This is a genomic window from Streptomyces venezuelae (assembly GCF_008642315.1).
Taxonomy (GTDB): domain Bacteria; phylum Actinomycetota; class Actinomycetes; order Streptomycetales; family Streptomycetaceae; genus Streptomyces; species Streptomyces venezuelae_D.
The window spans coordinates 5,379,161-5,391,210 of record NZ_CP029192.1; the positions used below are offsets into that span (position 1 = coordinate 5,379,161).

14 protein-coding genes are annotated in these 12,050 nt (G+C 71.1%); 10 read left to right on the forward strand and 4 right to left on the reverse strand.

Annotated elements, in window-relative coordinates; translation table 11 throughout:
* Positions 1–108: 108 nt before the first annotated feature.
* A complete protein-coding gene (locus DEJ48_RS23610) occupies positions 109–1,461 on the forward strand; it encodes a hypothetical protein (protein WP_150218102.1) in 1,353 nt (450 codons plus the stop codon).
* Positions 1,462–1,468: 7 nt separating this feature from the next.
* On the opposite strand, the gene DEJ48_RS23615 is transcribed toward DEJ48_RS23610, so the two are convergent.
* Genes DEJ48_RS23615 through DEJ48_RS23625 form a run of 3 tightly spaced genes read right to left on the reverse strand, consistent with a single transcriptional unit; the run spans position 1,469 to position 2,972 of the window.
* Positions 1,469–1,882 (reverse strand): VOC family protein, encoded by a 414-nt coding sequence (locus tag DEJ48_RS23615; RefSeq protein ID WP_150218103.1) that lies wholly within the window; start codon positions 1,880–1,882, stop codon positions 1,469–1,471.
* Positions 1,883–1,921: 39 nt separating this feature from the next.
* Positions 1,922–2,140, reverse strand: coding sequence for a DUF397 domain-containing protein (locus DEJ48_RS23620; protein WP_150218104.1), 219 nt, complete (start codon positions 2,138–2,140; stop codon positions 1,922–1,924).
* A complete protein-coding gene (locus DEJ48_RS23625) occupies positions 2,121–2,972 on the reverse strand; it encodes a helix-turn-helix domain-containing protein (RefSeq protein WP_150218105.1) in 852 nt (283 codons plus the stop codon). The genes DEJ48_RS23620 and DEJ48_RS23625 overlap by 20 nt, the downstream gene beginning before the upstream one ends.
* Before the next feature lie 115 nt (positions 2,973–3,087).
* Here DEJ48_RS23625 and DEJ48_RS23630 point away from each other — a divergent pair, with 115 nt between their 5' ends.
* The 3 genes from DEJ48_RS23630 to DEJ48_RS23640 all read left to right on the forward strand — a co-directional run bounded on the left by DEJ48_RS23630 (position 3,088) and on the right by DEJ48_RS23640 (position 4,542).
* The gene (locus DEJ48_RS23630; RefSeq protein ID WP_150218106.1) at positions 3,088–3,477 is read left to right on the forward strand and encodes an ATP-binding protein; all 390 of its coding nucleotides are present in this window, start codon (positions 3,088–3,090) and stop codon (positions 3,475–3,477) included.
* Between the two features lie 127 nt (positions 3,478–3,604).
* Positions 3,605–3,811: a hypothetical protein gene (locus DEJ48_RS23635; RefSeq protein ID WP_150218107.1), complete on the forward strand. Its 207-nt coding sequence runs from the start codon at positions 3,605–3,607 to the stop codon at positions 3,809–3,811.
* Positions 3,812–3,843: 32 nt separating this feature from the next.
* Positions 3,844–4,542, forward strand: coding sequence for an aspartate/glutamate racemase family protein (locus tag DEJ48_RS23640; RefSeq protein WP_150218108.1), 699 nt, complete (start codon positions 3,844–3,846; stop codon positions 4,540–4,542).
* Between the two features lie 81 nt (positions 4,543–4,623).
* Here DEJ48_RS23640 and DEJ48_RS23645 read toward each other — a convergent pair whose 3' ends face one another.
* Positions 4,624–5,574 carry an RNA polymerase sigma factor SigF gene (locus DEJ48_RS23645; protein WP_150218109.1) on the reverse strand — a complete coding sequence of 317 codons (951 nt, stop codon included), beginning with the start codon at positions 5,572–5,574 and terminating at the stop codon, positions 4,624–4,626.
* Positions 5,575–5,824: 250 nt separating this feature from the next.
* Here DEJ48_RS23645 and DEJ48_RS23650 point away from each other — a divergent pair, with 250 nt between their 5' ends.
* The 6 genes from DEJ48_RS23650 (at position 5,825) to DEJ48_RS39815 (ending at position 11,620) form a co-directional block, all read left to right on the forward strand.
* On the forward strand, positions 5,825–6,193 hold the full coding sequence (locus tag DEJ48_RS23650) for an STAS domain-containing protein (protein ID WP_150218110.1): 369 nt from the start codon (positions 5,825–5,827) through the stop codon (positions 6,191–6,193).
* A gap of 240 nt (positions 6,194–6,433) precedes the next feature.
* A complete protein-coding gene (locus DEJ48_RS23655) occupies positions 6,434–6,943 on the forward strand; it encodes an ATP-binding protein (RefSeq protein WP_150184454.1) in 510 nt (169 codons plus the stop codon).
* A gap of 220 nt (positions 6,944–7,163) precedes the next feature.
* A complete protein-coding gene (locus DEJ48_RS23660; protein ID WP_223832178.1) occupies positions 7,164–7,916 on the forward strand; it encodes an LPXTG cell wall anchor domain-containing protein in 753 nt (250 codons plus the stop codon).
* Positions 7,917–8,001: 85 nt separating this feature from the next.
* The gene (locus DEJ48_RS23665) at positions 8,002–8,994 is read left to right on the forward strand and encodes a hypothetical protein (RefSeq protein ID WP_190537548.1); all 993 of its coding nucleotides are present in this window, start codon (positions 8,002–8,004) and stop codon (positions 8,992–8,994) included.
* 98 nt (positions 8,995–9,092) lie between these two features.
* Complete coding sequence (locus DEJ48_RS23670) at positions 9,093–10,274, forward strand: DUF1573 domain-containing protein (protein WP_223832179.1); 1,182 nt, start codon at positions 9,093–9,095, stop codon at positions 10,272–10,274.
* Positions 10,274–11,620, forward strand: coding sequence for a hypothetical protein (locus DEJ48_RS39815; RefSeq protein WP_190538037.1), 1,347 nt, complete (start codon positions 10,274–10,276; stop codon positions 11,618–11,620). Before DEJ48_RS23670 ends, DEJ48_RS39815 begins: the two co-directional genes overlap by 1 nt.
* Positions 11,621–12,050 lie beyond the last annotated feature (430 nt).

The following is a 12,050-nucleotide window of genomic DNA, read 5'->3' on the forward strand; positions in this document are numbered from 1 at the left end:
CTGGTTCTGACACTCAGGTAAACACCGGCCGACGGCCCGCGGGTACGGTGGAGAGACGGGCATCGTGAAAGCCGTGAAAGAGCCTTCTGAGCTGTCGGGAGATTCGCCATGCCGTCCACTTCGCGTACGCCGAACCGCAAGCTCAGTGCGCTGCTCGACCAGGCGGGTTGCCAACGGCAGGAACTCGCCAGAGCCATCAACCGGGTGAGTGCCCTCGCGGGTTTCCCGCTGCATCTGACCGGCCAGGCGGTATCGAACTGGATCAGCGGTGCCAACAAGCCCAAGGACCAGGTCAAGCCTCTGCTGCTGGCGGCGCTGTCGGAGAAGTGCGGCCGGCCGATCGGTCATGAAGAAGCCGGGCTGGAGCAGAGTGCGTCCGCAGAGTCCGATCAACACCTGGACATCGTTGAGCAGTTGCTTGCCCTGGGCCGGGCAGACATGGACCCGTCCCGAAGGGGCGTGCTCGCGGCCGGTGTGTTCTCGGCTGCGCTGGCCGTCCCGGTCTTCGGCGGCCCGTACGCTCACGCCGGCGAGCCGGTCGCGCCCGGCAAGGCCACCACGCGCATCGGTGCCTCGCAGGTCGCGAGCGTACGTCGCACCACGGGGCGCATCGCCGACATTCTCGACGAGGACGGCGCGGGCCACGCGCGACCCATAGCGGCCGCGTACCTCGTGAACACCGTCGCGCCCTGGCTCCGCTCGGAAGCCACCGGGCAGGTGGGGAACGACATGAAAGCCGCTGCGTCCGACCTGACGTACCTCACCGGTTGGATGGCGATGTACGAGAAGGACCACGTCGCCGCGCAGCGCTGGTACCTGAAGGCACTCGACCTGGCCGACGAAGCCGACGACCACGTCACGTACTGCCGCACCCTGCGCGGCATGTCGCTCCAGATGACGAGCCTGCGGTACGGGCAGAAGGGGCTGGAGTACGCCGACTCCGCCGCCGAGGCCGCCCCGAAGGCCGGCCCGCGCCTGGTCGCCTTCCTCCGTGGGCAACAGGCGCACGCCGCCTCCATGGTCAAGGACCGCCGACAGGCCCACGGGCGGCTGCGCGAGGCGGAGGACGCCCTCTCCAAGGCCGACAACCGCCGAGACGCGGTCGGTGGCTACGACCGGACGGCGTGGCTGTTCCACGTATCGCACGTGCTGGCGGAGGAGAACGACCTGCCCGGCTCCATCAAGGCGCTGAAGGAATCCATCGAGGTGCAGCCCGCGCAGGAGCGCCAGGGCCGCGTGCATTCCTACGCCCTGCTCGCCCAACGCCAGACGCGGCTCGGGCACGTCGACGCGGCCTGTCAGTCGTGGGGGCGCTTCCTCGACGAGTACGAGAAGGTGTCATCGGCCCGCGGGGACGATCATTTCCGCACGATGCGGGAGAGCATGCGCCCGCACCGGACATCGAACGGGGTGCGGGCGCTGGCGGAGAGGGCGCGCGAGGTCGCGACGCTCAAGGCGTAGGTCGCGGCTAGTCGCTCTTGGGCCAGACGGGGCGGCCCTGCTCGGTCCAGACGACACCCTTGTTGCGGCAGAGGCAGAAGGGGTGGCCGACGGGGTCGGCGTAGACGCGGAAGCCGTAGCCGTTGGTGCCGACCATGTCCTGCTTCAGGGTCGCGCCGAGGGCCAGGACACGGCTCTGTTCGGCCTCGATGTCGTCTACTTCGAAGTCGAGGTGGAACTGCTTCGGGTGCGCGCTGTCGGGCCACCGCGGGGCGCGGTAGTCCTCCACCGGGGTGAAGGCCAGCTCGATGTCGCCGAGCGCGATACCGGCCCAGTGCTCGTTGCTGTCCTCCTTGACCGGCACCCCCGTCACCTCGGAGTAGAACGCTGCCAGCTTCATCGCGTCCGGGCAGTCGATGATGAAGTCAGTGAGTCGTAGCATTCCGCGATCTTGCCACGGGGGCGGGCTTTGAGGCAGGCCCTAGGTGCGGTCCGGTTCGTGCCGCGCGATCGCTGTGACGAACGGGGCCCACGCGGTCGCCGGGAACACGAGGGTGGGGCCGGCCGTCAGCTTGGAGTCGCGGACGGGGACGAGACCGGCGAGGCCGTGGGCGACCTCGACGCACTCGCCGCCAGTGCCGTTGCTGTAACTGCTCCTTCGCCAGACAGCCGTGCTCAGGTCAATCTCGTGGCTTGCCATTCCGATAGTCCTCAGCCGCATCCTCGACCATGGCCAGGGTCGCCTCAGGCGGCAGTGCGACGGCCCTGAGCAGATCGTACGACCGCCGGTACTGGTTCACGAGCGGTGGATAGTCGATGAGTTGGCCGCTGTGCAGACTCTCGGTGTACACGACCGGGGGTGCGTCCGAGAAGGTCATGGTCCTAGTCATGCCCATCATGAACGGGTGCGCGGCGGCGGTTTCCGGAACGATCTGCACAATGGACCGCGTGGCCCTGACCACCTCGGCGATGTGCTCGAGAAGTTCGGCCATCAGATGTGACGCGAGGACCCGTCGTCGGATCACCGACTCATCCAGGATCGCCCAGAAATCCGGCGCGTTCTCCTGGCCGAAGAGGGCTGCTCGCTCCATCCTGGCGTCCACCTTTTCCGCGACCTCACGGTTCGAGGCGCGGGGCATCGCCGCCCGCACGATCGTGTGGGCGTATGCAGGTGTCTGCAACAAGCCTGGAACCAGCATGGGCGCCCAGTCCTCGATGGACTCCGCGAACCGCTCCATCTCCGCCACATCCGCGAAGTACTCGGCGTGCCCGCCCTGGCGGGCCTTGCGCGCGTCTTCACAACGGCGTTGGAAAAAGCCGTCCGTCCGGAGCTTGGCGTCGACGTGCTGGGCCAGGTCGCACGGCATGCGTCGCTCGCCGCGCTCGATCTGGCTGAGGAAGGAGACTGCCCGGAAGCTGCCCTCGGCCAGGCCTTCCAACGTGAGGCCCGCCGCCTCCCTCTTGAAACGCAACTCCGCGCCGTAGAAGGCCGGGACGCTCGCCGACGCGTCGGGATCCTTACGAGGAGGCACAACCCACCACCGCCATTTGCCAGTTACTCTGCGCAACCCGAACCCCTGTCACGTTACGCCGCGCCACGTCACTGTGTGACCGAACCGTCACAGAGCGCACGGAGGGCGTACCCCCATGCAAGAGCCACCCCCCACCACCCCCGCCTTCGAACTCTCCCTACTGGCCGTCCCCAAAGCCGTCCCCGAGATCCGCCGCACCCTGAGCGAGCACCCCTGCGGCAGCCCCCACCCCGACGTGCAACTCTGCGTCAGCGAGCTCCTCAGCAACGTGATCCGGCACCTCGGTGAGGGAACGCCCGTCACCGTCCGCCTCACCACCGCCCGCGACCGCATCCGCGTGGCCGTCACCGACCCGGACCCCCGCGCCTGGCCGCTCCTGCGCAGCGCGGGCCGCGACGACGAGACGGGGAGAGGGCTTGCCCTCCTCGACGCCGTCTCGCTGCGGTGGGGCGTGGAACAGGGAGCCGACAGCAAGACCGTCTGGTGCGAACTGGGGGAGGGGTAGACGCGTGCTGCGCAGGTTCCTGAACCGGCTGCTGCCCGGCACGGGTGCGAGGCGAGCCGCCGCAGCGACGGGGGCGCCCCCGCCACCGTCCTCAGCGGCCCACCCCCGACCCCGTCCCGCACACGGCATGCCCCGCCGCCCGCGCAGCCCGTACGCGAAGGAGGCCGCCGAGGGACGCCCCGTCGACGTCACCGGCGTCCCCCTCACCCGGCCTTATTACCGCGCCGCCGAACACCGCCTCCTCCAAGCCGAGCGGCGCCTCGCGCTCGCCCTCGCGCTGGAGGGCGTGGACTACGGGCCCGCGGTCGTCCACGGGGTGCCGTTGCCCGCCTGAAGGCGCCCCGCCAGGTGCGGCATCCTGGCCCCATGAAGACCATCGGCCTCATCGGCGGCATGAGCTGGGAGTCCAGCGCCGAGTACTACCGGCTCCTGGACGCACTCGTACGGGAGCGGCTCGGCGGGCTGCACTCCGCACGCTGCGTGCTGTACTCCGTCGACTTCGCCGAGATCGAGCGGCTGCAAGTCGCGGGGGAGTGGGAGCGGGCCGGGGACGTGCTCGCCGCTGCCGGCAAGGGAGTCGAGGCCGCGGGCGCCGACCTCGTGCTCATCTGCACCAACACCATGCACAAGGTCGCCGACCAGGTGCAGGCCGCGCTCTCCGTGCCGCTGCTGCACCTCGGGGACGCCACCGCCGAGGCCGTACGCCGGGCGGGGATCACCCGCGTCGGGCTGCTCGGGACCGCGTTCACCATGGAGCAGGACTTCTACCGGGATCGCCTTGCCGCGCACGGGCTGGACGTCCTCGTGCCTGACGAGGCCGGCCGGGGCCTCGTCCACCGCGTCATCTACCAAGAGCTGTGCCTCGGCGTCGTACGGGAGGAGTCGCGTGCCGCGTACCAGGAGGTCATCCACAGCCTGATCGACAGAGGTGCGCAGGGCGTCATCCTCGGGTGCACCGAGATCGAGCTGCTCATCGGGCAGGGGCACAGTCCCGTGCCCGTGTTCCCCACCACCCGGCTCCACGCCGAAGCCGCGGTCGACGCGGCGCTCGTCACCAGCGGGTGACGTGACGTCAGTGGGGCCCGCCCCCTCACGGGACGGGCCCCACCTCGGCGTTCGCGCGCTCAGGCCGAGCGCAGCGGCGCCTCACTCCTCGACCGTCAGTCCCTTGCGGAGCTTGACGAGAGTGCGCGACAACAGTCGCGAAACGTGCATCTGCGAGATGCCGAGCTCCTCGCCGATCTCCGACTGCGTCATGTTCGCGACGAAGCGGAGGGAGAGGATCTTGCGGTCCCGCGGGGGGAGTTCGGCTATGAGGGGCTTGAGGGACTCGACGTACTCGATGCCCTCCAGGCCGTGGTCCTCGTACCCGATGCGGTCGGCGAGCGCGCCTTCGGAGTCGTCCTCCTCGGGCTGCGCGTCCAGGGAGCTCGCCGTGTAGGCGTTGGACGCGGCCATCCCCTCGACGACCTCTTCGTTGGAGATGCCCAGGCGCTCGGCGAGCTCGCCCACCGTGGGGGCGCGATCGAACTGCTGGGCGAGTTCGTCGCCCGCCTTGGCGAGGTCCAGTCGGAGTTCCTGGAGGCGGCGCGGGACGCGCACCGACCAGCTGGTGTCGCGGAAGAAGCGCTTGATCTCGCCGACGATCGTCGGCATCGCGAAGGTGGGGAACTCGACGCCGCGGCTGAGTTCGAAGCGGTCGATCGCCTTGATGAGGCCGATCGTGCCGACCTGGATGATGTCCTCCATCGGCTCGCTGCGGGAGCGGAACCGGGAGGCGGCGAACTTCACCAGGGCGAGGTTCAGTTCGACCAGGGTGTTGCGGACGTACGCGTATTCGTGCGTGCCTTCTTCGAGGGATTCGAGGCGCTCGAAGAGGGTCTTGGACAGGGCCCTCGCGTCCAGCGGCGCCACCTCGTCGTACGGCGGGATCTCGGGGAGACCGTCGAGACCTTCGTAGGTGTCCTCGGCGATTTCGTGGGCACCCTGAGCCGGGACGGGCTCGTGGGCGGGGGCCGGGATCTCGGTGGCGGAGCGGTGCGGCGGGAGTGTCGACGTCGCCTGGTCAGTATGCGATTCGTCGAGCCGGGGTGACATGGTGTCCTCCATCGTTCTCGGCATATGGCTGCCGATGCCAATACGTGCACTGCGGTGTGCGGCGCCTCCAAAGCCGTCCGTGTCGATTGATGTCTCTTCTACCCCTACCCGCTTCCGCGCTCCGGTCGCAAGTGCGTTCTGAGGGTAAATGTCCGAATTCGGGGGGATGTTCGGGTACCCCGGAGCGCCAGGAGGGCGTAATGTTCAGGGGCGTCATCAACAGCAACGACGGTCGGAAGAGAGAGACGGCATGGACCGCGGGACGGTCGGCAGCGCACACAGGGGCCGGCTTCTGGTCGAAGTCCGGAAGGTGGGCGCGAGTGCCGTCGTGACCCCGGCGGGTGAGTTGGATCACCACACCGCCGACGTGTTGCGCGAACCACTCGAAAATTGCCTGACGGACGGCTACGCACGGCTTGTCGTCGATTGCTCACGCCTCGAATTCTGTGATTCCACGGGACTCAACGTGCTCCTCGGCGCCCGGCTCAAGGCCGAGGCGGCGGGTGGCGGCGTCCATCTGGCCGGGATGCTTCCGGTGGTCGCCAGGGTCTTCGAGATCACCGGCGCGGAGGCGGTCTTCACCGTCCACGACAACCTCGAAGCGGCCCTCGGGGAGTGAGTCCGACATGGGCGTACGAGAAAATGCCGTGGTCACACGCGAAAGTTATGCGTCAGTTGCCTCTGTGTGATCATGGCGTTACCAGCGTCACACGGACCGTGCCGAACTAGTGGGTGTTCTCACGGTTCGTCCGGGCAGGAGAGACCTGGATCCCGCAGTCAGCGGTCCACAAAGTCAACAGTCAGAACGGCAAGCAGCAGCCGATGTCCCCAGTCCTCCTGTCGGTGAGGTGAAGCGCTGATGAGCACCACCCGGCCTTACTCGCCGGGCGACCGCGGCCCGGAGTCCGAGGCCGCAGTCGCGGACGCTCCCGCGGAGCGGGCCTCAGGCACGCCCGCCGCCCGGCAGGTCCGCAGACTGAGCCTGAACGGCGCGAGCGGCATCGTCCCGCTCGCCCGCGACTACACGCGCGAGGCGCTGCACGCCTGGGGCTGGCTCCCCGCGGAGAGTGCCGACCGGCGTGCGGCCGCCGAGGACGTCCTCCTCGTCGTCTCCGAGCTGGTCACCAACGCCTGCCTGCACGCCGAGGGCCCCGACGAGCTCTGGCTGTCCTCCGACGGCAAGGTGCTGCGCATCGAGGTCTCCGACCGGGGCACGGGGCAGCCCGCGCCGCGCACCCCGCACCGCGCCGGGCGGCCCGGCGGGCACGGCATGTTCATCGTCCAGCGGCTCTGCCTGGACTGGGGCGTCGTCCGCAGCCCCGGGGTCGCGGGCAAGACGGTATGGGCGGAGGTGGGGGCGCCCGCGTAGTCCGCGGGTGCTCGCGCGCCGTCCCCAGCTCTGCCCAGCGGTGTTACCCACGGTTAGTGCGTCTCCATGTACGCGCCGGATCATCACGGATCCGGCGCGTCTTTTGTCTTCCCTCGTCAAGGTCCCGGGCGTACCTTGAGCGCCCAATCTGATGTGCCGTCAGTAACACCAGTCACTCCGCACCGCGGCACGCCACGACCGGCATGAGGGGACAAACGAGGTGTCGCACACGAAAAAATCGGCCGCGCTCGCGCTCGCCACCGTCCTGGCCGGCGGCTCAGCGGTGCTGATGGCCGCCCCCGCCGCGCAGGCCACCGTCCAGGACGTCAACTACCAGTGCAAGACGCCGATCGGGGACAAGAGCGCCGTCTCGCCGATCGACATCAAGAGCGTCAAGAGCGGCAGCGGCTACAAGCTCACGATGTCCTTCCAGAAGGGCGTCTCCTCCAGCCCCGTCGAGCTCGGCAAGGGCGCGATGAAGCCAAGCGCGGTGATCAAGCTGGGCGGCGCGGAGAGCGGCACGGTGCCGGTGTCCGGCGCGACGAACGCCGAGGCCATCCCCGCCAACACCCCCATCAAGATCAGTGACCTGTCGGGGACGTACACGCCCAAGAAGAGCGGCAAGGTCACGTTCACCGCCGGTGTCCTCACGATCAAGGCGCTCGGTACGACCACGACGTGCACGCCGTCCAACAACCCCAAGCCGTCGCTCGAACTGGACGTCAAGGGGTCCGGTGGCTCCGGCGGGTCCGGCGGTACCGGGGGGTCCGATTCGGGCGGCAGCGGTACGTCGGGGGGCTCCGGCACCACGGGCGGCTCCGACAGCGCGCCCTCCGGCGGCGGCGAGCTCCCGCAGACCGGCCCCGCGGACTCCGCCCTCGCGCTCGGCACCCTCGGCGGCACGGTGCTGCTCGCGGGCGCGGCCGGGGCGCTCTGGCTGACGCGCCGGAACCAGGCGGCTCGGTCGCGGTAGGGCTCGCGGGGGCCCGGCCCGTGGTCCCGCAGGCCCGTAGGACGACCGCGCGAGCGAGATCCCGTACGAAGATCAGGAGCCGCCGATGACGTTTTCCGCGCGAGGTGCGCTGTGTGCGGCCGCCCTGGCGCTGGTGGCGGCGGCCGCCGGTGCCGGGCCCGCCCATGCGGACGGCGGCGATCCGGCGCCGTGGTCCGCCGCGCCCTCGGCCGGCGGCGGCACCGGGCCCGCGAAGGACGGGCGGCCCTCCTTCTACGCGGAGGGCACCCCCGGAGCCGTGCTCCGGGACACCCTCTCCGTCACCAACCCCGGACCGAAGCCCCGCACGATCACCCTGCGGGGCGCGGACGCGGGCAACACCGGCTCCGGGGCGTTCTCCGTCACCCCGGCCAAGGGCACGCCGAAGGACACCGGGGCGTGGCTCAGCTTCGCGAAACGGCAGGTGAAGGTACCGCCGCGGACCCGGGCCGAGGTGCCGTTCACCCTCACCGTCCCCACGAACGCGATGCCCGGCGACCACCCGGGGGCCATCGTCGCGAGCGGCGGCGGCCGCACGGTGGGCGTACGCGTGGACCTGCGGGTCGACGGGCCGACGCTCTCCGCGCTCACCGTCGAACGCGTCGACGTCGACACCGAGGCGGGGAGCATCTCGTACGACCTGGTCAACCGCGGCAACACCGTGCTGACCCCGAAGCTCGCGGTGCACGCGGACGGTGTCCTCGGCACCCTGCTCGACCGCCCCGCGCGCACGCTGCCGGTCGAGCTGCTGCCCGGCCGCAGGGTGACCCTGACCGAGCCGTGGGCGGACGCCCCGGCGCTCGACTCGGTCGACGTCGAGCTGACGGCCACGGCGGCCGGCGGCGCCCGCGACACCGCCACGGCCTCGGCCCGCTTCGTGCCGTGGGCCGCGGTGGCGGGCGGCGGAGCGCTGCTGCTCGCGGCGGCGGGCGGGGCCGTTCATCTCGTACGCAGACGGGGGCGGCGGCGCACGGAGGAAGAGCCCGGGTCGGGTGACGGCGCCGAACAGGTAGGTGCGACGCGGGAGTTGGCGCGAGCGGGGACGGGAGACGAACGGTGAACGGTGAGAACAGGCCGCGCCCGGGGGCCGGAGCGGGAGCGGGAAGGGGATCGGGGCCGGTGTGGGCAGGGGTGGGGAGGGCGGCGGTCGTTCTCGCCGTGCTCGTTCTGCTCGGTGTCGCGGTGCTGCCGCAGGCACCGTCGGCCGCCGCCGCGGACAAGCCCAGTGTGAAGCTCTCGGCGTCGCAGGCGGGCAAGGGCGGGTCCATCACCGTGAAGGGCACGGGGTGGCGGCCCGACGCCCTCCTGATGATGCTCGTCTGCGGCCAGTCGGCCCCCGGCAAGGGCGTCGTCGGCGGCACCAACTCCTGTGCCAACTCGGAAGGCCGCGCCGTCACCACGGACGACGACGGCGCCTTCAGCAAGAAGCTCCCCGTGGCCGAGCCGCCGGAGCCCTGCCCCTGCGTCGTCCACGTGGCCACCGTGACCGGTGAGAAACAGCAGGTCGACGCGGTACTGAAGGTCGCGGGCCACCCCGTGAAGCCGCTGCCCGCACAGGCGACGGGCGGCAAGCTGTCCGTCCTCACGGACACCGCTCTGGAGGGGTCCGGCGGGGTGCTGACCTGGTTCGGCGCGCCGCCGCGGCGCACGCTCGAATTCACCGTCGGCAACGTCGGCTCGGCGCCGGTGAAGGACCCCGTCTTCCAGGTCGGCACGTCCCACGGCGTGTTCGCGCCGCAGTGGGAGGAGCAGCAGTGGCGCGGCACGATCGCTCCCGGCAAGAAGGCGCAGATCAAGCTGCCGGTGGAGCTCTCGGCGGGGGCGCACGGGGACTACCTGGTCTCGCTGAAGTTCGGCGGGAAGGTCCTCGCCGAGCAGCCGTGGGGCGTGGGGCGCCCATGGGGCGTCACGCTCTTCTGGATCCTGCTCTGCGTCGTCGTGCCCGCGGCCGCCTTCCGCATCGGCATGGCGGTCGTCGACCGGCTCCGGCCGAACCGGCGCGGCGCCTCCCGGTCGGGCCGCCGCCGTGGTGCCCGGTTCGCCGAACTCGCGCGTCGCGTACCGCAGTTGCGGATGCCGCAAGGGGCGGTCGACGCGGACCGGAAGGGGCGGGCGTCGCACGCGGCGCGTACGCCCGGCAGGAACTCCACGGGGGCGGCGGGCGCGGGCGGTTCGGGCGGCACGGGCGGTTCGGGCGTCACGGGTGGGCCGACGGCCACCGGTCCCGCCGCCCCCGCCACCACCGCTCTGCCCTGGTTCGCCCCCGACACAGACCCCGGCGCATCCGCAGGCCGGCTCTCCGCACCGTCCGACGACAGTCCGACGAAGGGAACCACGTGATCACGCAACGACGGAGAGCGGGCGCGGCCTCGGTCGCGCTCCTGCTGGGCGGGGCGGGCATCCTGCTCACCGAGGACCCCGCGCACGCCGCGGTGAACGCGGCGGCCGCCGCGGTCGCCTACAAGACGGAGTGCATTCCGCCGCCCATCTCCAATCTGCCGCCCGTGCAGGGCACGACCCAGGTCGAGATCACCGCGCCCGCGACGGCGAAGGTGGGCGACGAGGTCGACGTCGTGTGGAAGACGACGCAGGCCGCGTCCAAGAACCCGGACGTCCTGGACCTCGGCGAGAACACGGTGCAGCCGACCGGCACGATCAAGCTGGGCGGCGGTCAGACGGGCGACCTGAAGATGCAGGGCGAGCGCAAGAACCCGCCCATCAAGAAGAACAGCCCCATGATCCTCTCCGACATGAAGGGCAAGCTGAAGCTGACGGCGGCGGGCGAGGTGACGCTGACGCCGGACGCGTACAACATCAACGTCAACAAGCCGATCTCGACGGACACGAAGTGCACGCCCAAGGAGCAGGTGGGGGTGGGCGCGACGATCAAGGTGACGGCGGCGGGCGGCAGTTCGGGCGGGACGACGTCCGGCTCTTCGGGCGGCACGACGTCCGGTTCCTCGGGGGGTACGACGTCCGGCTCTTCCGGCGGCTCCACGGGCGGATCGACCGGCGGGGGCGGCGGGCAGACCGACTTCCCCGGCAAGGAGGTCCAGACCCCGTACAAGTGCAAGACGCCCATCGGCGACAAGGAAGCGACATCGCCGGTCCAGATCAACGCCAAGAAGGACGGCGGGAGTTACGGCCTGACCGTGCAGTTCAAGAAGGCGGTGATGGACAGCCCGGCGGACATCCCCGCGGACTCCGTCAAGCCGTCGATGGAGGTCGCGCTGGGCGGCGCGGACAAGGGCACGGTGCATGTGGAGGGGCCGACCAACAAGGAGCCCATCAAGTCGGGCGACCCGATGACGATTCCGGACCTGACCGGGACGTACAAGCCCGGGGCGGACGGCAAGTCCACGCTGTCGCCGGGCGTCCTCACCGTGAAGGCGCTGGGCACGATGACGACGTGTACGCCGGCGAAGGCGGAGGTCTCCCTCGAACTCGACACGTCCGCGCAGCCGGGCGGGGCGGCGGGAGGCTCCTCCGGGGCGGCGGGCGGCTCTCCCGGAACGGCCGGGGGCTCGTCCGCGACGGGCGGCTCCGCGTCGGGCGGTGGCCTCGCGGAGACCGGGGCGGACGACAACGGCACGTTGCGGGCGCTCGGGTTGGTCGCCGGCACGGTGATCCTCCTGGGCGGAGCGGTCTTCACATTCCTCCCCGGACACCGCCGCCGCCTGCGCTGAGCGCTCGCGCGACGGGTGACCCGTGCGGAGGCTCCCTAGGGGCGCGGGGAACTGCGCGAGCGACGCGTGACGGCCCGCGGTCGCCGATGGGCCGCAGGAGGCAGACGCGTCTGCGGGTCGCCGGTGGCTGGCCGCGCAGTTCCCCGCGCCCCTGACCGGCGCCTCCGCGCGGGGAGCGTTCGTGCGACGGGTGCCCCGTGCGCAGGCTCCCCAGGGGGCGCGGTGGTGTTCGCATGACGGGTGGCCTGGGCGGGGCTCCGTAGGGGCGCGGGGAACTGCGCGAGCGACGCGCGACGGGCCGCGGCCGCCGTTGGAGCGCTGGAGGCAGATGCGTCTGCGGGGCGTCGGGGGCTGGGCGCGCAGTTCCCCGCGCCCCTTGGCGGCGCCTCGGCGCCCGGAGCGTTGCGTGGGGGCTTTTAGGGGCGCGGGG

Excerpts from the sequence above, each read along its gene's own strand:
- DEJ48_RS23610 (WP_150218102.1), top strand. The coding sequence starts at position 109 with ATGCCGTCCACTTCGCGTACGCCGAACCGCAAGCTCAGTGCGCTGCTC.
- DEJ48_RS23615 (WP_150218103.1), bottom strand. The coding sequence starts at position 1,882 with ATGCTACGACTCACTGACTTCATCATCGACTGCCCGGACGCGATGAAG.
- DEJ48_RS23620 (WP_150218104.1), bottom strand. The coding sequence starts at position 2,140 with ATGGCAAGCCACGAGATTGACCTGAGCACGGCTGTCTGGCGAAGGAGC.
- DEJ48_RS23630 (WP_150218106.1), top strand. The coding sequence starts at position 3,088 with ATGCAAGAGCCACCCCCCACCACCCCCGCCTTCGAACTCTCCCTACTG.
- DEJ48_RS23635 (WP_150218107.1), top strand. The coding sequence starts at position 3,605 with ATGCCCCGCCGCCCGCGCAGCCCGTACGCGAAGGAGGCCGCCGAGGGA.
- DEJ48_RS23640 (WP_150218108.1), top strand. The coding sequence starts at position 3,844 with ATGAAGACCATCGGCCTCATCGGCGGCATGAGCTGGGAGTCCAGCGCC.
- DEJ48_RS23645 (WP_150218109.1), bottom strand. The coding sequence starts at position 5,574 with ATGTCACCCCGGCTCGACGAATCGCATACTGACCAGGCGACGTCGACA.
- DEJ48_RS23650 (WP_150218110.1), top strand. The coding sequence starts at position 5,825 with ATGGACCGCGGGACGGTCGGCAGCGCACACAGGGGCCGGCTTCTGGTC.
- DEJ48_RS23655 (WP_150184454.1), top strand. The coding sequence starts at position 6,434 with ATGAGCACCACCCGGCCTTACTCGCCGGGCGACCGCGGCCCGGAGTCC.
- DEJ48_RS23665 (WP_190537548.1), top strand. The coding sequence starts at position 8,002 with ATGACGTTTTCCGCGCGAGGTGCGCTGTGTGCGGCCGCCCTGGCGCTG.